17 protein-coding genes are annotated in these 24,445 nt (G+C 51.7%); 7 read left to right on the forward strand and 10 right to left on the reverse strand.

The genetic code is table 11. The features are described 5' to 3' along the window. The first annotated feature begins 1,475 nt into the window (after positions 1-1,475). Positions 1,476-2,855: a magnesium transporter gene (gene mgtE / locus L975_RS03390; RefSeq protein WP_047707178.1), complete on the forward strand. Its 1,380-nt coding sequence runs from the start codon at positions 1,476-1,478 to the stop codon at positions 2,853-2,855. Positions 2,856-3,082: 227 nt separating this feature from the next. Continuing rightward, positions 3,083-4,081, forward strand: a complete 999-nt coding sequence (locus L975_RS03395) for a substrate-binding domain-containing protein (RefSeq protein ID WP_047707179.1) — start codon at positions 3,083-3,085, stop codon at positions 4,079-4,081. Between the two features lie 119 nt (positions 4,082-4,200). Here L975_RS03395 and galM read toward each other — a convergent pair whose 3' ends face one another. The 4 genes from galM to galE form a co-directional block, all read right to left on the reverse strand. Then, positions 4,201-5,262, reverse strand: coding sequence for a galactose-1-epimerase (gene galM, locus L975_RS03400; RefSeq protein WP_047707180.1), 1,062 nt, complete (start codon positions 5,260-5,262; stop codon positions 4,201-4,203). A gap of 20 nt (positions 5,263-5,282) precedes the next feature. Next, the gene (gene galK, locus L975_RS03405; RefSeq protein WP_047707182.1) at positions 5,283-6,443 is read right to left on the reverse strand and encodes a galactokinase; all 1,161 of its coding nucleotides are present in this window, start codon (positions 6,441-6,443) and stop codon (positions 5,283-5,285) included. A 133-nt stretch (positions 6,444-6,576) separates the two neighbouring features. Beyond that, the gene (locus tag L975_RS03410) at positions 6,577-7,629 is read right to left on the reverse strand and encodes a UDP-glucose--hexose-1-phosphate uridylyltransferase (RefSeq protein WP_047707185.1); all 1,053 of its coding nucleotides are present in this window, start codon (positions 7,627-7,629) and stop codon (positions 6,577-6,579) included. An 80-nt stretch (positions 7,630-7,709) separates the two neighbouring features. Beyond that, a complete protein-coding gene (galE, locus tag L975_RS03415) occupies positions 7,710-8,741 on the reverse strand; it encodes a UDP-glucose 4-epimerase GalE (protein WP_047707187.1) in 1,032 nt (343 codons plus the stop codon). 531 nt (positions 8,742-9,272) lie between these two features. On the opposite strand from galE, the gene L975_RS03425 reads away from it, so the two are divergent. The 3 genes from L975_RS03425 to melB all read left to right on the forward strand — a co-directional run bounded on the left by L975_RS03425 (position 9,273) and on the right by melB (position 16,419). Further along, positions 9,273-12,395 carry a beta-galactosidase gene (locus tag L975_RS03425; protein WP_047707190.1) on the forward strand — a complete coding sequence of 1,041 codons (3,123 nt, stop codon included), beginning with the start codon at positions 9,273-9,275 and terminating at the stop codon, positions 12,393-12,395. 144 nt (positions 12,396-12,539) lie between these two features. After that, a complete protein-coding gene (locus tag L975_RS03430; RefSeq protein WP_047707193.1) occupies positions 12,540-14,660 on the forward strand; it encodes an alpha-galactosidase in 2,121 nt (706 codons plus the stop codon). A 382-nt stretch (positions 14,661-15,042) separates the two neighbouring features. Further along, positions 15,043-16,419 (forward strand): melibiose:sodium transporter MelB, encoded by a 1,377-nt coding sequence (gene melB, locus L975_RS03435; RefSeq protein WP_047707194.1) that lies wholly within the window; start codon positions 15,043-15,045, stop codon positions 16,417-16,419. 165 nt (positions 16,420-16,584) lie between these two features. Here melB and L975_RS03440 read toward each other — a convergent pair whose 3' ends face one another. The 3 genes from L975_RS03440 to L975_RS03450 form a co-directional block, all read right to left on the reverse strand. Continuing rightward, positions 16,585-16,767, reverse strand: coding sequence for a hypothetical protein (locus tag L975_RS03440; RefSeq protein WP_039045106.1), 183 nt, complete (start codon positions 16,765-16,767; stop codon positions 16,585-16,587). A gap of 211 nt (positions 16,768-16,978) precedes the next feature. Then, on the reverse strand, positions 16,979-17,974 hold the full coding sequence (locus L975_RS03445) for an alcohol dehydrogenase catalytic domain-containing protein (RefSeq protein WP_230400771.1): 996 nt from the start codon (positions 17,972-17,974) through the stop codon (positions 16,979-16,981). Positions 17,975-18,176: 202 nt separating this feature from the next. Beyond that, positions 18,177-19,064, reverse strand: a complete 888-nt coding sequence (locus L975_RS03450; protein ID WP_230400772.1) for a LysR family transcriptional regulator — start codon at positions 19,062-19,064, stop codon at positions 18,177-18,179. Between the two features lie 153 nt (positions 19,065-19,217). Here L975_RS03450 and L975_RS03455 point away from each other — a divergent pair, with 153 nt between their 5' ends. Then, positions 19,218-20,420: an MFS transporter gene (locus L975_RS03455; protein WP_047707196.1), complete on the forward strand. Its 1,203-nt coding sequence runs from the start codon at positions 19,218-19,220 to the stop codon at positions 20,418-20,420. A 106-nt stretch (positions 20,421-20,526) separates the two neighbouring features. Here L975_RS03455 and arsA read toward each other — a convergent pair whose 3' ends face one another. From arsA to L975_RS03470, 3 genes are all read right to left on the reverse strand, one after another. Next, positions 20,527-22,305 (reverse strand): arsenical pump-driving ATPase, encoded by a 1,779-nt coding sequence (gene arsA, locus L975_RS03460; RefSeq protein ID WP_047707197.1) that lies wholly within the window; start codon positions 22,303-22,305, stop codon positions 20,527-20,529. Between the two features lie 69 nt (positions 22,306-22,374). Next, a complete protein-coding gene (gene arsD, locus L975_RS03465) occupies positions 22,375-22,803 on the reverse strand; it encodes an arsenite efflux transporter metallochaperone ArsD (protein WP_047707199.1) in 429 nt (142 codons plus the stop codon). 162 nt (positions 22,804-22,965) lie between these two features. Then, positions 22,966-23,262 carry a helix-turn-helix transcriptional regulator gene (locus L975_RS03470; protein ID WP_010863229.1) on the reverse strand — a complete coding sequence of 99 codons (297 nt, stop codon included), beginning with the start codon at positions 23,260-23,262 and terminating at the stop codon, positions 22,966-22,968. Between the two features lie 112 nt (positions 23,263-23,374). On the opposite strand from L975_RS03470, the gene L975_RS03475 reads away from it, so the two are divergent. Continuing rightward, a complete protein-coding gene (locus L975_RS03475) occupies positions 23,375-24,439 on the forward strand; it encodes a permease (protein WP_047707201.1) in 1,065 nt (354 codons plus the stop codon). The last annotated feature ends 6 nt before the right edge of the window (positions 24,440-24,445 follow it).

Below are 24,445 nucleotides of genomic sequence, written 5' to 3' on the forward strand. Positions count from 1 at the left end.
CCAATTACTTGTATAAAGGCTGAGAACTACGTCCAGAATAGACAGTGTGACATGTAATGCCACAGCCTTGGTATATATGGGAACGGTGCACGTTTAAACATTCAGTATTTTGGTTTGCTGCACGATTAACGCTTACATCTCTGGAAGCGTGCCCGATAAGGACTGCCGTAAGCTGTATTAGTCACGACTTTATCTAACACTACATTGAAAATGCAAGCACCAGCCTCTTATCGTTACTCTAGTGTCCTTTGCTATTCATTTTGTTGGAGCAGTAACTGTATAAACTCCAAGCGAACACTAGTGTGAAAAACAACAAAATCCCAAACATACCCCATTCAAAAGCAGTCATCTTTTTTCCTCCCGTGGCTAGTTCTCAATGAATCATGGCTCCTACACAAAGGAAAAACAATGCCAAATTGAGAAATAACAACTTTGTTTCGTTATAACAATTTATAAAAATACAAACAACAATATTCCACATTGGAAAATGTCTGATTATTCCTATCCAATAGCTAGCCAATAACGTTCCACATATCTATCTATCTGGAATGTTGCTCATCAAATTCCACGTAAATGGAATCTCACGGAAAAATCGTCCATTGGAATAAATCCGCAAAGTTTCCTATCTATCTGGAATCTTGTTGCTAACATTCCCTTCTGGATTACTGTCACTGATATTCCAAAGTAAACTAAGTTTATTCTTGCTGTGGAATGTTCTTAAAATCCCCCCTATCTATCTGGAATCTCAGGGAAGAAAATGACGACTCCAGCCCTCATTGCTCATCAATCTATAATATCAAGCTTGAACGTTCATATGGGTCATCAAAAAGCCCCCCAAAAGTCACCTCTCAGTTATAGGCGTGAACGAACACAGGGCAGTTACATCAACCGTCCATCTAAAAGCGATCTGTTGGTAGCTTTTGAGTACTATATCGAACTTTTTGAACTGCTCAGCTAACCAGAGCGTAAACAAATGAGATTGTTCCACAGGGCTTTCGGGTTAAAACGGCGTAATACCTACACAGGTAAAAAAGACAACTCGCCATTCAATAAAATCGTCACGTTCAAAAAGTGATGAATAACGGACCACTCAATGGGAAATTGCCACTCCCCAAATCAGTGACAGCCTTTTTCATCTACTACATACAGCATACGGCGCTGGGCTCGCACCCTAAATGGACATGAAACCATTTGTCTTACACGCGGCCTGATGATTGCGATGGCACCTCGTTCGCCTGTACATTCAGCGCCAATATACAAGCTATACCGCATGCAGCCAGCACTGCTGCCATGCAGTGCTCTCCCACCGACATACAGGAGGTCATCGTGGATCCAGACCCGAGTTGGCGAACTCATCTGATTATTTTTCGATTTCATACTGATTTACCGGTGTTCGGCTACCGGAGAGCTCGCTTATCTTGATGTGAGGGATAGCAGCTTTTCGCGCACCGCTGCGCCGAAAAGGAAGCCTATCCATGACATTCACACATACCGCTTTACACCCTGACGCGCTGCAAAATCTGCTGCGTCATCCGGCCAATATCGTTTCCCTCGCTCGCACGACACATCCTTCTGATCTGTGTGATGCCCTAAGCCAACTGCCCGCCGTAGATCTCGTGCCGCTGGTGATGCAATTAGGCCCGCGCGAACGGGCGCGTTTGTTTACAGGCTTTAGCGATACGCGACAAGATGAACTACTGCAGCACCTACCACACGATGTGGTGATCCGGTTAATTAAACTGATGCCCTCTGATGAGCGCGCCGATCTCTACAACCGCCTCAGCCCACACCAGCAGCAACAGCTGCTACTGCAACTCAGCCCCGATGAGCAGAATAATCTGCTTAATCTCGCAGCTTATCCAGATGATGCGGTGGGAGCGGTGACCTCTTCGGATTACGTAGCGGTTAACCCACACATGACGGTCAGCGATGCGCTGAGCCATATTCGCGATAACGCACCTGGCACTGAAACCATCTATGTGATTTATGTTCTCGATCCCGAGCGGCGCGTGCTCGGCACGGTATCGCTGCGCGATCTGGTGCTCGCAGCCACCGATACCACAATTGCCGAGATCATGCGCCCTGACCCAGTATTTACCCGCGCCCATTGGCCGCGCGCGGAAGCGGCGGCGTTGATCCGTCGCTATGATTTGCTGGCGGTACCGGTGCTCAATGGCGGCGACAAAATGATCGGCATCGTCACCGTTGACGATGCCATGGACATCGAGCATGAAGACGATACAGCGCAACTGGCGAAATTTGGTGGCACCGCCAGTTTGGGAAGCGATAACGATCTGGATATCCGCACCTCATCGCTGCGTAAAATGTTTGGGGTGCGGGTATTTTGGTTGGCCATCTTGACCCTGTTTGGCGTCATCACCAGTACCTTCGTGGCCTCTCAAGAAGCGATTTTGTCGGAGGTAATTGTACTGGCCGCATTTTTAGCACCGATTGTCGACATGGGCGGCAATACCGGCAGCCAATCTGCAACACTGGTGATCCGCGCGATGGCGCTGGGCGATCTGACCTTACGCTGGCGGGATGTGTGGTTTGTCATTAAGCGCGAGTTGCCCCTCGCCGCCGCTCTCGGGGTTACCATCGCGATATTGGAAGTGGTTTTAGCGCATTTCAGTAAAGGCGTTGGGCTGGATGTATTGCTGATCGTCGGCTTAAGCATGTTGACCTGTACTGTACTCGGCGGCGTGATTGGCGCGCTGCTGCCCTTTGTCGCACGGCGCATGGGCACCGATCCGGCCACCTTATCTTCACCGATGATCACCTCGGTGATGGATTTGGTTGGCGTCTTTATTTATTTTGGGTTCGCTTACTTGTTCCTCGGTGAGTTACTGGTATAACCCCCGCGCTTAGCAAGTGCCTCGGAGCGAGAGCTGTCCTACCCTCCGGCGTCTTTTAATGACGCCGGTTTTACTGAAAATGTGAAAACGTTACCAAGCGCAGAAAAATCAGTAAATACAGAGAGTAAAAGTCGATCTCAATGGAAGAACGCCCGGCTTAAATTGCACTTTTAGCACAATGCATGTTTAATGCCTTGGTTAACAATTCTCGGACCAAAAGGTTTCTCATGGCAACAATCAAAGATGTCGCAAAGGAAGCTGGCGTTTCAGTTGCAACGGTTTCCCGTGTGATTAATAAATCGCCAAAAGCCAGTCAGGCGTCTATTGATGCGGTGACTGAAGCAATGAGCAAACTGGGATATCGTCCGAATGCGGCGGCGCGCGCCTTGGTTAACCAAAGCACCAATACAATGGGAGTGCTGGTAGGCGATGTCTCCGATCCTTTTTTTGGCTCTCTGGTGAAAGCCGTGGATAAAGTGGCGCGCGAAAATGGTAAGCATATCCTGATTGGCAATGGCTACCACAGCCCGCAAGATGAACGGCAAGCCTTAGAGCTTTTGATCAATAACCGCTGTGAAGCCATTGTCCTGCATTCAAAAGGATTGTCGGATCAAGAGCTGATTAGCTATGCCAACGAAGTCAAAGGCTTGGTACTCATTAACCGCCATATCCCAGAACTGGCTGACCGCTGTATCGCCTTGGATAACCATAAAGGCGCCTATTTAGCCACCGAATATCTGATTCGACACGGCCATAAAAAAATTGCCTGCATTGCTTCATCGCACAAAATTGAAGATGCCAATGAGCGCTTGCAAGGCTACCTCGCCGCGCTTAATGACAATCAGATCACCTTGCCGAAAAGTTATATTGCCTTTGGTGAGCCTAATAGCGAAGGCGGTGAAGCGGCCATGACTGATTTGCTCACGCAAGGCATCGATATTACGGCGGTGGTTACCTACAACGACTATATGGCCGCAGGCGTGTTAACGGCGCTAGACCAAAATGACATTGAGGTGCCGGGTAAAATTTCACTGATTGGCTTTGATGATGGGTTGATCGCGCGTTTTGTGACGCCAAGCCTGACCACCATCCGTTACCCGATTGAAATGATGGCCGAGCGCGCCGCGCGTTTAGCGCTAGCACTGTCACGCGATGAAGCGGTGGAAGATGAAACGATTATCTTTAGCCCAACGCTGGTACGGCGAAATTCGGCAATCAATTTATAATCGCCACATTACTCGCCTCTCCTCCAGAAGCCGCACCGCATACTTTGGCCATAAACAATAAACTCTCACACCAATGGTGCGAGGGTGCGAGAGCTTACTAGACATAGCGTCAATGGCGATTAGGCAACCACAAACTGATAGCCCGTATTAAAAACATATTCTTGTCGCGGGTGGAGAATACAGTCTGATTGCGTCCATTCTTCATGGTTGGGTGAGTCAGGATAGAACTGGGTTTCCAAGGCAAGCCCAGCATAGTCTTGGTAAGTGCCACCGCTGCGATCTGGCGTTCCGGCCAACCAGTTTCCGGTATACAGCTGCATGGCGGGCTTGTCGGTTGTCACCAACATCCGCACTTTTTGGTCGGCAGACACCACCTCGGCTACCGGCTCAGACAGCTTGCGGCCACTGGCGAACAAATAACAGTGATCAAATCCCTTCACCGCGATTTGCTGTGGTTCGCATAACAGCCGCTCACCAATGTGGGCTTGCGCGCGTAAATCTAACGCGCTGCCGGCGACCGCTTGCAGATGACCGAGCGGGATCCCTTCGGCATTGATGGGCAGATACTGCTCAGCCGCAATCTTGATGAAATGCGATCGGCAATCCGGCACCGGTTGCTCACCCTGCAAATTAAAATAAGCATGGTTGGTCAGATTAACCGGCGTTGCTCGATCGGTCGTGGCGCGGTAATGGATGGTCACCTGATTATCGTTGGTCAAGGTGTATGTCGCATGCACCGCCAGATTGCCGGGAAACCCCTGATCGCCATCCGGCGACAACAAAGAGAAGGTTACGGACTGCTGACTTTTCACCGCAATGTGCCAACGGCGCTTATCAAAGCCCTGCTGGCCACCGTGCAAGCAATGTCCAGCTTGGTTAGTAGAAACTTGGAATGTCTTGCCTTGTAAGGTAAACCGGCCATGGGCAATGCGATTGGCGTAGCGCCCGACGGTAGCGCCTATGTAGCACTGCTGGCGCATAAAATCAGCCATAGTGCTCACGCCAAGCAGCACCTCGCGGCGCTCTTCTTGGCTAACCGGCACCTGACAGCTTAGCCACGTCGCGCCGATATCCATGAAAGTAACACGCATGCCGCGCGCATTGTTGAGCTCCACCAGCTTGGCTAACCGGCCATCATAAGCCGGTTGCTGTGTCATGGTGATTGAAAGAGGCTGAGTCATGGTCAATGTTGGCCTTGTACTTATAAACGCTCGACTAACCCAGCCCCGTCCATCGCTTGGCAGACGTAAATAGCGGCTTTCAGACCGGTTTGCACCTCATAATTGGCATCCACCACGTCTTGCACGCTGGCTACCAGATCGTGCGGCACTAACGCCACCACGCAGCCGCCAAAACCGCCACCGGTCATGCGTACACCGCCGCGCTCGCCGATCACTTCTTTGACCATCGCCACCAAGGTGTCGATCTCTGAAACCGTAATTTCAAAATCATCGCGCATAGAGGCATGAGATTCGGCCATCAATCGCCCCATTCGCTGCATATCATGCTGACTGAGCGCCTGCGCCGCATCCAGTGTACGGTAATTTTCCGTGATCACATGGCGTGCACGCTTGCGCAGTAACGGGTCTAATTCATGGCTTTTTTGATTGAATTGCTCAAGGGTCACATCGCGCAGCGCTTTGACACCAAAAATCGCCGCCACCGCTTCGCACTGCTCACGGCGAGTATTGTATTCACTGTCGACCAAGCCACGCTTTTTGTTGGAGTTGATAATCACCACCGCCAACTCTTCGGGCATCGAAACCGAGGTAGTCTCTAAACTCCGGCAATCCAGCAACATGGCATGCTGCTGCGAACCTTCGGCAGAGATCATCTGATCCATAATGCCGCAGTTACAGCCGACAAACTCATTCTCAGCTTGCTGACCGTTAAGCGCAATTTCCGCTTGGCTAATTTCAAGATTAAACAACACCTTGAATGTTTGCCCAATCACCACTTCCAGCGCGGCCGATGAGCTCAGGCCAGCCCCTTGTGGTACGTTACCGCTCACCGCAATATCGGCACCGGTAAACTGTAAACCGCGCGCTAGCAGGCATTTCACGACGCCACGAATATAATTCGCCCACATTTTATCGTGCTGAAACGCGATCTCTTGTGTTAAATCAAACTCATCCAGCGCATTGCCATAATCCACCGAAATCACGCGCACGATATTGTCATCGCGCTTAGCCGCCGCGACCACGGTTTGGTAATTAATGGCGCACGGCAACACAAAGCCGTCGTTATAGTCGGTGTGTTCACCGATTAAATTCACTCGACCAGGCGCTTGAACAATATGTGTAGGTGCATAACCCAAGGTTGCCTTGAATGCGTTTTTTACATTATCAATCAGTTCAGACATCGCGTATTTCCTGGCAAAGAAGAATAAAAAGAAGATTAAAAAGAATAATGAGGGATGGGGTGTGATGCCTGATTTAGCATCGTGATACTTCCCCCCACCATCGAGCGCCTCGCGCTACACTCTCAAGTTGCAATTACTGCTGCTTATAATGCACATCACTGACATCACGTAAGCGCTGCGCCGCTTGCTCCGCAGTTAAATCACGCTGACTTTCCGCCAACATTTCATAGCCGACCATAAATTTACGCACGCTAGCGCTACGTAATAACGGGGGATAAAACAGCGCATGCAGCTGCCAATGTTCGATATCCAGCTCGGCATCGAAAAACGGCGCATAATGCCAGCCCATCGAATACGGGAAGGCACATTGGAATAAATTATCGTAACGGCTGGTCAATTTTTTAATGGCGAGCGCCAAGTCATCGCGTTGTTCGTCCGTTAACTCACTCATCCGGCGAATATGGGTTTTCGGAAGTAGCATGGTTTCAAATGGCCACGCGGCCCAATACGGCACCAGCGCGACCCAATGCTCGGTTTCCACCACAATCCGACTGCCGTCTTTCAGCTCAGCTTGCACATAATCCACCAGCAGATTGCGGCCATATTGCTGGTAATACTCTTTCAAATGACGCTCTTTGCGCTCAATTTCATTGGGCAGGAAATTATTGGCCCACACCTGACCATGCGGATGTGGCTGCGAGCACCCCATCGCCTCGCCTTTGTTTTCAAAAACCTGCACCCACACATAGGTTTTACCCAGCTCTTCGATTTGTGCATTCCAGGTATCGATCACCGCCCGGATATTGGCCAGCGGCAATTCCGGCAAGGTTTTGCTGTGATCCGGGGAAAAACAAATCACGCGGCTTAAACCACGGACCCCTTGCGCTTGAAATAACGGATTCTCCGCTGGCGGCGCTTCTGGCGAGTCCACCATCAAGGCGGCAAAATCGTTCGTGAACACATAGGTGCCGGTATAATCTGGATTGCTATCACCGGAGATACGCGCATTGGTTGGACACAAGAAACAGGTTGGGTCATAGCTTGGCAACGTCTCTAACGCCGGTTTTTCATCCGCGCCGCTCCACGGCCTTTTGGCGCGATGCGGGGAGACCAAAATCCACTGTCCGGTCAACGGGTTGTAGCGACGGTGTGGATGATCCACGGGATTAAATTCAACGTTTGACATATTCGTTCTCAATCTTCGCTGTTCAAGATTGCCGCATGCTCTATGAGCGTGGCCTCTCGTGATGGTCGGTATTAATGCACTTAGCTCTTCGTATAGTCCTTCGCATAGCCCTGAGGGTTATGCGATTGCCAGCGCCACGTATCGGCGGTCATCTGCTCGACCGAACGGGTCGCTTGCCAGCCCAATTCACGCGTAGCTTTATCAGTGCTCGCCCAACACTCGGCAATATCGCCAGAGCGGCGTGGACAAATTTCGTACGCAACCGGTCGACCACAGGCCTCACCGAATGCCGCCACCATCTCTAGTACGCTAGTGCCTTTGCCGGTGCCGAGGTTGTAAATGTGCAGCCCCGCCTGCTGACCACGTGCGTTAAGCGCGGCGATATGTCCATCGGCTAAATCCATCACGTGGATATAATCGCGAACGCCAGTGCCATCCACCGTTGGGTAATCCTTCCCAAATACTGCCAATTTCTCACGCCGCCCCACCGCCACTTGCGCGATAAACGGCATCAAGTTATTCGGGATCCCTTGCGGATCTTCGCCCATCTGACCAGACGGATGCGCCCCGACCGGATTGAAATAGCGCAGCAACGTTATGCTCCAATCCGGCTCGGCATGGCACAAATCGCGCAAACACTCTTCGACAATGTATTTGCTGCGTCCATACGGGTTGGTAGTCGCGCCAGTCGGCGCTTGTTCGGTAATCGGCACCTGCGCGGGGTCGCCATAGACCGTGGCCGATGAGCTAAAGACCAAGCTTTTTACGCCGGCTTTACGCATACAGCGCGCCAACACCAAGGTGCCGTTGACATTGTTATCGTAATATTCCAACGGCTTGACCACCGACTCGCCCACGGCTTTCAACCCCGCAAAGTGCACCACGGCATCAATCGCATGCTGGCGGAAAACTGCATCCAAAAATGCTTCATCGCGGATATCCCCCTGATGAAACGCTGGCCGTGTGCCGGTGAGGGCTTCAATGCGTTGCAACACCTCTTGATTGGCATTGCACAGATTATCGACAATGATGGGTTCCATACCTGCAGCAATCATTTGCACGCAAGTGTGGCTGCCGATATAACCCATACCACCCGTCACAAGAACTTTCATGTTCACATCTCCATTCGCTGGTCAGACTGCGGATATTTCCTCGCCGTCACCTCGGCATACAGCCCCGCTCTCATTGCGCAAAAGTCTACCAACCGGCATGGCGTAGCGTCCGTGATCCAACTCAAAATGTGTAAACGTTTCCATTTTATGGATAAATTCTGGATTACCTCGTAGCAAGACATCCCTTGATTCTTGTCGTGAATAGTGGCCTGTAAAACGCTTACAAACTGTCGTCAACATCCCGTGTAACCGGCTAAATCCAGCCCAAAAGAATGCGCCAGATCACACAAAAATGCTGCGCTCGACCTGCAGATGAAAAAATGCCAACCTAGTCATGGAAACGTTTCCATTAAATTATACACTGCGGGCATTACACCTTTTAACGATGACAGCTACCGATGACAGGACGCGCAAGACGCTGGGAAACGGTGCCATCCCCCAGCGGCAATGCTCTTCACTCATTTAGAGCAGTGAATCATGCCGTAAATAGCGCAGTGCATATGGTCAGTAACACAAACTAGGCAGGAAAAAATGAACGCATTTTCATCTATTCTTCAACGGCGTGACTGGGAAAACCCGCAATCGGTCAATATTCACTGCCTGCAAGCCCATAGTCCGCTGTCGAGCTTTCGCAGCATGACCGATGCACGCGATGGCGTGCGCGCGCAACGCCGCTCGCTCAATGGTGAGTGGAAGTTCAAGTTATTTGAGGCACCCGAGTGGGTAGAAGGTGCGTTTATCGCCCCTCACTTCGATGATACGCCGTGGGATAGCATTCCGGTGCCTTCGAACTGGCAAATGCACGGTTACGACAAGCCGATTTATGCCAACGTGAAATACCCGTTTAACGTGAATCCCCCTTTTGTGCCGCAAGACAACCCCACCGGTTGTTACCGCACCACCTTCACGCTAACTGACGCCGAGCTCACCAATACTCAGCGCATTATTTTTGATGGGGTAAATTCCGCGTTTCATTTGTGGTGTAACGGCCACTGGGTCGGATATAGCCAAGATAGCCGTTTACCGGCCGAGTTCGATCTCACCCCCTATTTAATTGCGGGCGAAAACACGCTAGCGGTGATGGTGCTGCGCTGGAGTGATGGCAGTTATTTAGAAGACCAAGATATGTGGTGGTTAAGCGGCATTTTCCGTGACGTGACCCTGCTCTCCAAGCCGCAGCACTGCATTACCGATGTGTTCGTAACCCCAGATTTAGATGCTTGCTACCGCGATGGCACGCTTTCTATTCAAACTCATCTCTGTGCGCCAGAGACTTACCAAGTGCAAGTGCAGCTGTTCGAGGGTGAGCAACCTATCACTGAACCTTGTATTGAACGCCCACATAACCGCCGGATTGATGAGCGCGGCTCATGGCGCGATGTGGTATTCCATTCTCTGCATGTTCGCGAGCCGAAACAATGGAGCGCAGAAACACCAACGCTGTACCGCGTGGTGGTTTCGCTGCTGGATGAGCAAGGCCAGCACATTGAAAGTGAGGCATATCAGGTTGGTTTTCGTAAGGTAGAAATTGTTGATGGGCAATTAAAGCTCAACGGCAAAGCGCTGTTGATCCGTGGGGTCAACCGCCACGAGCATCACCCAACCTTGGGTCATGTGATGACGGAAGAAGACATGATCCGCGATATCTGTCTGATGAAGCAGCACAACTTTAATGCCGTGCGAACCGCGCACTACCCGAACCATCCACGCTGGTATGAACTGTGCGATCAGTACGGCTTATATGTGTGCGATGAAGCCAATATCGAAACCCACGGCATGCAGCCGATGTGCCGTTTATCCAGCGATCCGCAGTGGGCGCATGCCTACATGAGCCGTTATACCCAGATGGTGCTGCGCGATAAGAACCATCCATCGATTATTATTTGGTCACTCGGTAATGAATCGGGGCATGGTAGCAACCATGATGCGATGTACGCCTGGTCGAAAAATTTTGACCCGTCACGCCCCGTGCAGTACGAAGGTGGCGGTGCCAACTCATCGGCTACCGATATCATCGCGCCGATGTATGCACGCGTGGAAACCACCATTGCCGATGAGGCCGTACCTAAGTGGCCAATTAAAAAGTGGATTTCACTGCCTAATGAGCAGCGCCCGCTGATTTTATGTGAATACGCCCATGCTATGGGGAACAGTTTGGGCAGCTTTAATGACTATTGGGATGCGTTTCGTGAGTACCCGCGCCTGCAAGGCGGCTTTATTTGGGATTGGGTGGATCAAGGGCTCAGCCAGTGGGATGAACACGGGCAACATTTCTGGGCCTACGGCGGCGATTTTGGCGATGACATCAATGACCGCCAATTTTGCATCAATGGCCTCGTTTTCCCTGATCGCACAATCCATCCGACCTTGGAAGAAGCGAAATACTGCCAGCGGATGCTGACGGTAACGCTGCAACAGCAACGCGCTGCAGATTGCGTGCTGCTGGTGCGTAATGAGCATCTCTTTCGCGCCACCGATAACGAAGTGCTGCATTGGTCATTGCTGGAAAATGGCCTGGTGATCCAAACCGGCTCTGTGGCACTGAACCTTGCCGCCGATAGCCAGCAGACGCTGGCAATCCCGTGTCACTTCCAGCCTAAAGCACAGGCGGTATATCACCTCAATACTGACATCGCCCTGTTGGCTGACACGCCGTGGGCACCCGCCGGTCATGTGTGCGCCAGTGAACAATTTGCATTAACCCACCATGCTGGTTTGCGCTTACCCTGTTTTGCGCCACACATTAACGCGCTGCCTGCCCCGCAATTAAGTCACAACGTAACCCGTAACGCGCAAACCTTACAGGTCAGCAGTCTCGATAATCAGGTGCAATGGACTTGGGATTGCCACACTGGTCTGCTGACCGACTGGCGCATCGCTGGCCAAGCGCAATTTTTAGCCGCGCCACACGATAACTTTTTCCGCGCCCCACTGGATAACGATATCGGGATCAGTGAAGTCGATAATGTCGACCCGAATGCGTGGGCCTGCCGCTGGGATCTGGCCGGCATCAACCAGTGGACACGTGAGTGCATCCGCTGTCAGGGCGAAATGCTGCAACAAAACGCGCAGGTCAGTTCAACCTTTGTCTACCAATTTAACGGCGTTGTCCAAGCCATCACTACGTGGACCTACACCCTGCACAATAGCGGCGAGATGCAACTAGCCATCGACGTACAACTGGCAGAGCACCTCCCGCCAATGCCGCGCATTGGTCTCGAGTTACAATTGCCGCTGCATGAGAGCCAAACGTCGGTATCGTGGTTTGGATTGGGTCCATTTGAAAACTATCCGGATCGATTAGCCGCCGCGCGCATGGGTGTATATACCCAGCCACTGGCCGCGATGCACACACCGTATATTTTCCCTACCGACAGTGGATTACGTTGTAACACGCAAAAATTGCAGGTCAATCAACTGGAGATCAGTGGGCAGTTCCACTTTGCGGTCAGCCGCTATGCACAAACGCATCTGGCCGCCGCCAAACACACCCATGAGTTGCGGGAGGAAGACAAAATTTATGTCCGTATCGACCACCAGCATATGGGGGTAGGCGGTGATGACTCGTGGAGCCCGAGCGTGCATCAAGCGTTCCAGCTGACCGATAAAACCTACCAGTATCGCGTCAGCATGAAACCGCGCACGCACCACTGACCGCCCTCTGTCTCAGGCTACAAATTGGGGCTACTGACTCAAGCAGGTGGCCCCATTGCCTGAACAGGTTTCGTTAACACACTATTCACGCCGCACGGCCGCGCCTGTAAGGCCAACATCCGTGAGGCATTGGGAACGAAAAAGATGACTGAAAAACAACGTATCACGCTTACCGGTACAGAAACTCAGCTCATGATTGAGCTTGGCGAGTATGCGGAAATCTTGCATTGGGGGCCGAAAGTCAACGCCGATATGGCGCGCTCGCGCATCGCGCTACAACGCCCAGTTCCCTATGGTCGCTTGGATAACGATGTGGCGATGACCTTACAGCCTGAGCTGGGGCGCGGTGTATTTAGCAGCCCCGGTGTAGAAGGTCACCGAAATGGGCAAGACTGGGCGCCGGTATTTAACATCACCAACATAGCGCAGAGCGAAAACGGTGTGCTGATCACCAGCACTGATCCCCGCGCCGGCTTAGCACTACAAACCGAATTACAGCTTGATGCACACGATGTGGTGAAAACGCGCCACACCCTGACCAACCTCAACGCGGGGGAGTATCAGGTTAACCGCTTGGCCACGACCTTGCCACTGCCGGCGCGGGCCAATGAGCTGCTGACCTACTATGGCCGCTGGGTACACGAGTTTCAAACGGTGCGGCAACCGCTGCTACAAGGGGGCTACCAGCAAGAAAACCGTCGCGGGCGCACCTCCCATGAACATTATCCGGCCTTGGTGGCCGGTAGCGCACACTTTGATGAGCTCACCGGTGATGTGTGGGGCTTTCATTTTGCGTGGAGTGGCAACCACCGGCTGCGCGTGGATGTGAAAACCGATGGCCGCCGTTATATGCAGGCGGAAGTTATCTATCTGCCGGGGGAGATTAGCCTCCAGCAAGACGAGAGCATCACCACGCCGTGGCTGTATGCCAGTTACAGCGCCCGTGGGCTCAATGGCATGAGCCAGCATTTCCATGCTCACGTACGCCACGCGATTTTACCGACGCAAGTAACCCAAAAACCGCGCCCCATCCATCTCAATACGTGGGAAGGGATCTACTTTGATCACGATCCTGACTACATCATGCTGATGGCAACTCAAGCGGCCGCAATGGGCGTAGAGCGCTTTATTATCGATGATGGCTGGTTTAAAGGGCGCAATGGCGATAAAGCCGGTTTAGGCGATTGGTTCTTGTGTGAGGACAAGTACCCTGCCGGACTGCGGCCGATTGTCGAGCATGTTAATCAACTCGGCATGGAATTTGGATTGTGGTTTGAGCCGGAGATGATCAACAAAGACTCAGACTTGTATCGACGCCATCCCGATTGGTTACTGGCCATTGACGGCTACCAGCAGCCCACCGGCCGCAATCAATATGTGATTGATTTACAAAATCCAGCAGCGTTCGAGTTCTTGTTTGAACGCTTAGATCACTTCTTATCCACTTACCCGATAGCCTATATCAAGTGGGATATGAACCGTGAAATTGTACAGCCTGCGCACGGTGGACAAGCGGCCGGTTATCGCCAAACCGAGCGTTATTATGCGCTGTTAGATCAAGTGCGCGCTAAACACCCACAAGTGGAAATTGAGTCTTGCGCCGCAGGCGGAGGGCGCATCGATTTTGAAGTGCTGACCCGCACCCACCGCTTTTGGACCTCAGACAATAACGATGCGCTCGAGCGACAAACCATTCAGCGCGGCATGAGCTACTTTTTCCCGCCGGAAGTGATGGGCAGCCATATCGGCGCGAGTCATTGCCACAGTACCCGCCGCCGTCACGATATTGCATTTCGTGGGATCACCGCGCTGTTTGGTCACATGGGCATTGAGCTGGATCCGGTAAAAGAAGAGCCAGCCGAAAAAGAGGGCTTTGAGCGCTATATCCAATTGCACAAATCGCTGCGTCCGTTACTGCATAGCGGACAAACGTGGCGCATACCCAGTGATGATCCGGCCCATCAGATCCATGCTGTTGTTGCGCCAGATCGCTCGGAAGCAGTGGTGATGGTGGCACAACTGGCGATGCCAACCCATGCCCTCAGTGGTCACTTACGGGTACCAGGTCTTGATCCCGATGCGATATACCGCGTGTACCTGCTGGATAAGCCGAGTAATTATCACGCTATCGTGAACCGCCAACCAGAGTGGACTTGCGAAGGATGTGAAATATCCGGCGACTGGAGCCAGCACATAGGGTTAACCCTGCCGATTTTGGATGCCGAAACCGCGCTATTAGTGAAATTCGAGCGTATTAGTGCCTAGGTTAACTACTATCGTCTCACGTTTATTCTAGCTTTCTCACCATCCCTTTGCCGCCCCACCCTGACTGGGTGGGGCGGCTTTTTTACCGAGCCAATGCGCCATCGCCACGATGGAATCGTTTCCACAAGGCGATCTATTAAGCCTCCGTAGCGACATGTAAAAACAGTGAGTTAACCTGTCTTATTCGCCGCGCAACACCTGACATTTATTACCTCCATCACATTATCAGCATCCAACTGAAAACGTTTCCACAAAATGGTATTTGATCACAACATCGCCACTCACGAATGCGTAGCATGAGCATCGAAAATACAACTCAGCGACGTTGACGTTATGACTTCTAGTCAGGGAATACATAGCTGCTCGGCACTAAGGAACCATTATGTCAGATAAAATTACACTACAAACTAAGCTGTCTTACGGTCTTGGCGCATTGGGCAAAGACTTTGCTTGTGCTCCTATCTACATATTCTTAATGTTCTACTTCACTGATGTTGCCGGATTATCTGCAGCGTTTGTCGGTACTATTTTCCTCGCTGCACGAATTATTGATGCGGTGACCGATCCGATGATGGGCGTGATTGTAGATAATACCCGTTCACGCTTTGGTAAATTTCGCCCATGGATTGTCATTGGCACCTTACTAAATGCTGTCGTATTAGTGGCTCTTTTCAGTACCCATATGTTTAGCGGCACAGCATTGTATCTTTATGCGGCTGCCGCTTATATTCTTTGGGGCCTGACCTACACCATCATGGATATTCCGTACTGGTCTATGATCCCCGCGCTGTCTAGCTCGCGCCAAGAGCGTGAGAAGCTAGTGGTATGGCCACGTTTATTTGCAAGCCTAGCTTGGTTTATTACCGGTACTTATGGTTTGCACATTGTCGGTGAATTAGGCAATGGTAATCAGGGCGATGGATTTTTTAATGTCGCGATGCTGATTGCCGTCTTGTTTATTCTGAGTGCATTTTTAATTGCACGCAACGTGAAAGAGAAAACCGTTACCACCCAAGCCACCAAAAAATTCACCTTTAAAGATGTACGCACTATTATTGGTGAGAACGACCAACTTAAAGCGTTAATTGGCACTGTATTGTGTTTCCAAATTGCTAACTTATTGGTCGGCGGCTTTGCTATCTATTATTTTTCCTACGCTTTAGGCGATGCTAAATTATTCCCTATCTACATGATGGTGGCAGGTATTGCTGAAGTGGCGGGTGTATTCTTATTCCCTCGTATTGCGACGTTAGTGCCAAGAAAATATTTGTGGCTGATTGCTTGTGGATTCCCGGTGGTTTCCTGCATCCTGCTGCTGATTATGGGTTTTGTTGCACCAAGTAATGCCATCATGATTGGCATGGCCGGTGCGGCAATCAAATTCGGTGTGGGGATCGCCAATGCGCTGCAAACCGTTATGCTGGCTGACGTTGTGGATTACGGTGAGCACAAAACCGGCCGTCGCAGTGAGAGCGTGATTTTCTCGGTACAAACCATGCTGGTGAAGTTTGCTGGCGCCGCCGGTGGCTTTATCGTCGGGGTGGGTCTATCAATGATTGGCTATGTGCCTAACGTAGTGCAATCGGCCAGCACCATTATCGGCCTTGAGTTCATGATGATTGGCTTACCGGCTATCTTAATGACCATCAGTGGCCTGATTTACCGACGCTATTACCACTTACACGATGGGTTTCATAAAACCGACCTCAACGTGGATGCGGTAAAACCGGCTATGTCAGCGGCCAATACCGCCGTCTAAGCAATACCGAAACTAAACCATGCCCGTGCATGAGTGCGCGGTGGCTAATCTTCCCAAAGGAGAACCTACGGTTCTCCTTTTTATTTATGCGCTTTGTCGAGTGTCTGTTTGGCGAAATAGACCTTTTACGTTACGCCTAGCCAACAGAGCAGCTATGCCCTTCCCTCACGATTCATGTGGCTCATGCTGGCGCCATAATTGGATCAGAAACTCCTCATCCAGTGGTGAGAGATCAAAGCGTTGGCAAGCTTCTTCAATAGCGGCCATGTCATACTGATGATGTTCGCTGAGCCAGCGCACGGCGCGGCGCAGATCTTCGCCCGGGGGAAGTAGCGGATGATTTCGCATGGCACACCTCCGACACTCAACAGTACTAACCAACCAGCTATTTCGATGGCGTCTACATTAAGTGTAGTTGGTCGTTGGTAGCAAAGCGCGGGGCAATATCAATAGGGAAAGCATGTGGGGTTTATTCGAAGTTTTATCGCGAGATGGCACACACAAGGCTGGACAGCAATACACCGCCAGTCCAGCACAGGTTTCGCCAATACACCCTAACTTAATTAGCCAGCACCACCATCTTTTCTTTGCGCTGCTCGCTGAGCGCCAGCGCGCGCGGCAATTGGCTAAACTCCACACAGTGCGACGGTGTGATGTGCAAAGTGTGCTTGGCCACTTGCTCCAGCAACGCTTCGCCGGCCAGCATTAACGTCTGCCAAGCCGCTTGCTCGCCAAAATCATGCAACGCACCAAGCGCAATTTCATGGTAAGAAATGGTACGGGTGAACGGAGCATCCACCGGTTGCTCAATGCGCCCCTGAATACACACAATGTGGCCGTTCGCCTGTAAAAACGGCACCAACTGCGCCGCGCTTTTCGGCCCAATAGCATCAAATGCGGCAAAATAAGTAGCGTCGACCGCCGACAGTTGGCGATAGATCTGATGGATGCCCAGCATTTGTGCTTGTGACTCGCTCATGCTGCGTGATAACACATCAACCACAAAGCCACGCTGCGCCAGCAATTGCACTAAAATCTTATTCACCGCGCCCAAACCGGCCACCAGCACGCGCGCCCCCGACTTTACAGGGATTTTTTCCGCCGCCTGCCACGCTGTCAGCATCGGACAAGGTAACGCCGCCGCCAGTGAGGCACTCATCTTATGTGGCAACCGCATGAAGCGATGCATATTCACTGCGGTAAACTGCGCAAAACTGCCATTGTGCTTAAGCGCAGTGTGATAAGCCACCGCCTGACCAATCAGCGCCGCGTCAACCAAACTCCCCACCGCGACCACAATCCCCGCACCATCCACGCCGGGGATATGCCGTGCCGGCCAGTTCAGTGGGTTGGCCTGAATAAACTTCCAATCCACCGGATTAATCCCGATGGCTTGATTTTCCACCAACACTTCATCCGGCGCTAATTCAGGCCGCGGCAATGTGATTTGCACTATCGGATAAACGGGCTGATCAACGGATTGAGGCGTTGCTGACCGAGGCATAGATTGTTGTGTTTGATAGCCCCACGCTTGCTGTGTGGTCTGTTCTGGCATGCGGTGATCCTTATACGGTTGAAGGTTTATCGAGTGGCCAAGCGGGGTGATAAATCACGCGGCATGAGCCTTTCATCGACTCCGCAGTGTAACCAGCTTATCGGCAAGCGATTGAGTACAAAAACCACAAATTATTTTTGTCAAAATGACAAAAATCTACACTCTCGGCTCTCACGGCTAAACAGTTGCGCATCTCTCAGCGCTACAGCTGTAAGCGTGGCTGGATGAAATCCAAAAACACCGAGATCCGCTTGGCCACGGATGAGGATTTGTAGAACACCGCATTGACTTGCTCACGCTCAGAGCCGGCAATTTTTTCCTGCTCTAACAGTGGTACCAACCGCCCTTCGGCAATGTCCTTTTTCACCATAAAACCTGACAAGCAGGCAATGCCATTACCCGACAGCGCCAACTGACGGACTATCTCGCCATTACTGCACGTTAAGGTCGGCTCCAAATTGGGAAACTGTTTCAGCGGCCACTGGTTCAACACTTTCGCGCCCAGAAAGCCGATGATGCTGTGCTGCGTCAGCTCACTGGCGGATTTGGGCAAACCGCGCTGGCACAAATACTCCGGCGATGCCACCACATACAACGCACTGCGCCCCAGCGGACGGGCATGTAAGGTCGAGTCAGTCAGCCGCCCAATGCGGATCGCCACATCGGTTTTCTTTTCCAGCAGATCGACAAATCCTTCGTTCGAAGTCAGCTCCAAGGTGATATCCGGATAGGCCTCGCGAAACGGGCCAATCAGCGGTACCAGTTGCTGAAAGACAAACGGACTGGCCGCGTCCACCCGCAGATGGCCGCGCGGTAACTCGCCACGGGCAATCAAATCCTCCTCCGCCTGCTGCAACATCTGCAAGCCTGCACGTACGGCATCGACAAAATGTCGCCCTTCGTCGGTCAGCTCAAGGCGTCGGGTCGTGCGATTTAAAATCGACACTCCCAATTGCTTTTCTATCTTACTGACCGCCCGGGATACCCGCGCTACCTGAATATCCAGCACGTCGGCGGCAGCGGAAAAACTGCCACTATCAATCACGGTCACCAAAATGGCCAAATCATCGGAGCGAGTCTGCATCGTCATGCCAATATTTTCATTTTCAACAAAAGTGATTTTAATTTTACACCATTTTTCGCAAAGACAATGCCACGCATAATCTCCGCCATTGTCACGTCGCCGCCACGACACAGCGGCGATATGTCTCCTATCCAGCGCGATTAATTAACGAGATCAACTATGCCATTAGCTCTTCTGGCACTGACATTAAGTGCCTTTGCCATCGGAACCACCGAATTTGTGATTGTGGGGTTAATCCCCACCATGGCCAACGACTTACAGGTATCGCTGCCATCTGCGGGTCTGTTGGTCAGCCTGTATGCCTTAGGCGTCGCTATTGGCGCACCGGTCTTAACCGCGCTAACCGGCAAATGGAACCGGAAATCCGTATTGCTGGGGGTGATGTCGTTGTTTGTCATCGGCAACCTGTTAGCTTGGCAAGCGCCCGGCTACCCAACGCTGGTAGTGGCCCGCATTCTGACTGGGTTAGCGCATGGAGTGTTTTTCTCCATTGGCTCCACCATCGCCACAGGTCTGGTGCCCAAAGAAAAAGCGGCCAGCGCAATTGCTATTATGTTCACCGGTTTAACCGTGGCGTTGGTCACCGGTGTACCGCTCGGTACCTATATTGGGCAACAATTCGGCTGGCAATCCACCTTCTTGATTGTGGCTTTATTGGGCTTGATCGCATTGCTCGGCAGTATGCTGCTGGTGCCGCGTAACCTGCCTCAGCCGCCAACGACCAAGCTGGTCGCCCAGTTGAAAGTATTAACCCAGCCGCGCTTGTTGTTGGTGTATGCCATCACCGCGCTCGGCTACGGCGGCACCTTTACTGCATTTACATTTTTAGCCCCGATCCTTGAGCAAGTCTCTGGTTTTTCAACGCACATGATCAGCCTGATCATGTTGGTGTACGGCGTCTCGGTGGCAGTCGGCAACCTGTGGGGCGGCAAGCTGGCCGACAAAATGGGGCCCATTAAGGCATTGACCCTTATTTTTACCGGTTTAGCGGCGATTTTACTGGTCTTCAATATCACCGCGTTTAACCCGCTGGCCGCAGTAGCCACGATCTTAATCTGGGGCGCATTTGCCTTTGGTAACGTACCGGGATTGCAGGTGTATGTGGTGAAACTGGCCGAGCGCTACACGCCAGATGCGGTGGATGTGGCATCGGGTTTGAATATCGCAGCCTTTAATGTCGGGATCGCACTTGGCGCATGGGGAGGTGGAATGATTGTGGCTCAGGCCGGTTTAATGCACACCCCGTGGGTCGGCGCACTGGTGGTCTTGGTGGCGTTGCTGCTCACCCGCATCAGTGGTTATTTGGACAGGAAAGAAAATACTAAAAACCTGATACCGCGGCCCGCACCAGAAAGCTTGTAAACACAGCGCTGAAGGTCAGCGTGAAGCGAGTGCAACGTGGTCATTTAAAATGGGCTCTCCCCTTAGCGGGAGAGCCCGTCATTATCACTAGTTCTACTTTCCCATCTTACGGCTTGGTATGCTCTGTTGATCCTTGGCTGAGAGCTTGCAATGCCGCAACCCCCACCGGCTCTGAGGCCAATAAAGGCACTACGGCATAACGATGAGCATGTAAGTGCTTCACCGCATCAATATGTGGTTGCTGACGATGGGCGCGTTGCACTAACAACGGTGAACGTACCTGTTCGGTGTGCAACGCATGATTGACGATCCACGCCCATGGCTCAATACCGGCACGGCGCAGATCGGCTTGCAGGTTCGCCGCCTCTTGCACAGGAGTGGGCTCTGGCAATGTCACGATCATTACCTTGGTCTGTTTCGGATCTTGCAGCTGCATCATCGGCGTTGTGAAATGCAATCCCTTACCGCCCATCTGACGCGCAATTTCGCGATGATAAGCGCCAGTGGCATCGAGCAACAACAAGGTATGGCCGGTCGGCGCCGTATCCATCACCACAAAGCGTTTTCCTGCGTCACGAATAATCCGTGAGAATGCTTGGAAAACCGCGATTTCCTCGGTACAAGGTGAGCGTAAATCCTCTTCCAGCAACGCCCGCCCTTGCTCATCTAAGCTCGCCCCTTTGGTCGCCAATACTTGAGCCCGGTAACGCGCAGTTTCCACCAGCGGATCAATACGGCTAACCTCCAATGTCGGCAATTCCCCTGCCAGCGTTTCGGACAAATGCGCAGCCGGATCGGAGGTGGTTAAGTGTACCGGTAGGCCACGTTGCGCCAACGCGACGGCTACTGCGGCAGCCAATGTAGTTTTCCCAACACCGCCTTTGCCCATCAACATAATCAGGCCATGCTCGTCAGCGGCCAGCTCATCCACTAAGGCGCTCAAACTCGGATGAGATTCACTCACCAACGACGCCGTCGTAGATTCGCTAGCTAAAGCGCAACCGGCTAATAATTGGCGTAAACTATCAATTCCCACCAAATTGGTGGCCAATAGCGGGACATGATCGGTCGGCAACGCCGCTAACTGCGCAGGCATCGTCTGCAAAGCACGTTGCTCCCTTTGCCATACTGCGTGCGCCAGTGGATCATCTGCGACGTCATCCGCAGGGAAAATGCCGTTAATGACCAATTGCTGATTCACCAAACCAATGGCCGCTAACTCATCGTGTGTACGCGCCACTTCGCGCAGCGTCGATGCTTGTGCGCGCGCCACTAAAATTAAGCGGGTACGCTGTGTATCGGATAATGCCGCCACCGCATCCGCATACTGACTACGCTGTTTTTCCAATCCGGCTAACGGACCAAGGCAAGAGGCATCCCCTTTGCCCTGCTCTAAAAATTCACTCCATGCGCCAGGCAGTTGCAATAGACGAATCGTATGCCCTGTCGGTGCGGTATCAAACACAATATGATCGTATTGCGACACCAGTTCAGGGTCGGTCAAGAGCGCAGTAAACTCATCAAAAGCCGCAATTTCGGTGGTACAAGCCCCCGACAGTTGCTCTTCAATACTACGGACCACACTCTCGGGTAGCTTGCCGCGTACTGGCCCGACGATGCGTTCACGATACGCTTGTGCAGCGGCTTGCGGATCTATCTCTAAGGCTGACAACCCATGTACTGCACTTATCTCGGTGATCTGATTGCCGATCTCGGTACCAAACACCTGCCCTACGTTGGATGCAGGATCGGTGCTCACCAGCAATACGCGCTTACCTTCCTCACACAGCGCCACCGCGCTAGCACACGCCAACGATGTCTTACCCACACCGCCTTTACCGGTAAAAAAGAGAAATGCCGGTGGATTCGTCAAAAACGAGAACATCATAAACTCCTTGCTCGTAGGCTTTGGTTAGTGACTTTGGGCAACGTTTTCACGCAATCGAAAACCCACTTAGCAGCAATCACCGCTATCTGAACAGCAACCCTTTTTAATGATCCCTTTAATCACTACTTTGCCTGCGGTAGTGCTCTCCTCCCCAGCCGTTGCTGCGGTATCAGTTCCGGCCACAGCATCGGCGGCCAAGCCCGCATAACGCGCCAATTCCGTACGATTTGGATAACGCCCCGTCAATACAATGTGCCCATCTACCAACACGATAGGCAATCCTTCGACACCTGAAAGCTCAAGGAACTGCGCCACAGCGGGAGTTTGTGCAAAAACCATGGGCTGCTGCGCCAGATTGTAGCGGTGCAACGTTGTGCCTTGCTGTTTAAGCCACTCAACATCACCAGAGAATGTCACTAATGCCTGATCAACATCGGTACCACACACGCCACTCGAACAACACAACGCAGGATCAAAGACTTGAATTTGCCGCATGATCTATTCCTTCATCAATCTCATTGCAACCAGCAAGATGGATGACAACACGAGCATTGCCCTTCATCGCGTTTGCTCTTGTTATCATCGCCAAACTCATTATTACAACTATACAAGAATAATTGAAACGATCAACGCATGAACACCGCCATCTGGATATGGCTAGTGTTGTTTACTGTTTACACAACATTCGGCACGCAAAAATTCAATGATGTCTTCCAGCACCGAGTATTGCGATACACACAAGAGGGTACGGCTCTCTCGATTTTGCTTAACCAGCCCAACCGACACCAAGGCGGCAATATGATGACTCAATGTCGACGCTGGAATGGCTAACTGTTTTTGTAATTCACCGACTGGTAACCCCTGCTCGCCAGCTTTGACCAGATGTTTAAAAATGAACAACCGAGTGGGATGCCCTAATTCTTTCAATGCCTTAGCGGCCTCTTCCAGTTGCATGCACAATACCTCTGATAAAGTGATATTTCGATAATACCAGAAATATCTTGACCACCATTACATTTCGATTATTTTAGAAATATAGTTTACTAAGTTTGTAAGGATCTTCCCCATGCACCATTGGCTCACCATGCTCCAAGATGCCAGCCATATGTTTTTATTTTTAGCTTTCGAACTGTCGATTCTGTTTTTGCTGATCAGTGCAGGCGTCAGCCTGATTCGGCAAAAACTGCCCGACAGCAAAATCCAATCCCTGTTGGGTGCCCAACGAGGTAAAGGCTATGCTATTTCTGCGCTACTGGGCGCATTAACCCCATTTTGCAGCTGCTCAACCATCCCGATGCTACGCGGATTGCTATCCGCTAAAGCAGGGTTTGGGCCAACGTTGACGTTTCTTTTTGTCTCCCCGCTGCTGAACCCGATTATCGTGGGTTTGATTTGGGCGACCTTTGGCGGGCAAGTCACGTTACTCTACGCCAGCATCGCCACCGGCGTTTCGATATTGGCGAGCATGCTGCTCAATAAACTGGGCTTTGAACGTCATATCATTCCCGCTCAGACAGCAAAATCCAGCCCGTGTGCACCAACCAATACGTGCTGCGCGCCGGTAGTAAAATCAGCGGTAATGACTCAACGGCACCAGCTCAACCTTAATCTTCAGAACACGCCGGCATACCGTGCGCTGACCTCCTCACCCAACGCTATTTCTCTGCAAACGGACGCGAATTGCTGCGTGCGTAATGAGAACAAGCAGGCATCAACGCACAACATTAATTTTGCCCAAGCCGGTGCAGAGGCATGGCAACAGTTTAAAGCGGTGTTGCCCTATCTCTTGCTCGGGGTACTGATTGGCTCTTTCATTTACGGCTTCATTCCGACCGCTTGGATTGCCGAGCATGCGAGCGCCAATAATCCGCTGGCGATTCCATTTAGTGCCCTGATCGGGATCCCACTTTATATTCGTGCAGAAGCCGTCATTCCTCTGGCTTCCGTGTTGTTAGCTAAAGGCATGGGGATGGGAGCAGTCATGGCGCTCATTATTGGCAGCGCGGGGGCAAGCCTGACGGAGGTGGTGTTACTACGCTCAATGTTCAAAACGCCAATGATTGTGGCGTTCTTGACGGTGATCCTCGGTATGGCGGTATTTATGGGCTATCTGACACAGATGCTGTTTTAATCGCGC

The sequence above is a fragment of the Plesiomonas sp. ZOR0011 genome (genome assembly GCF_000800945.1).
Taxonomy (GTDB): domain Bacteria; phylum Pseudomonadota; class Gammaproteobacteria; order Enterobacterales; family CAMTGL01; genus Plesiomonas; species Plesiomonas shigelloides.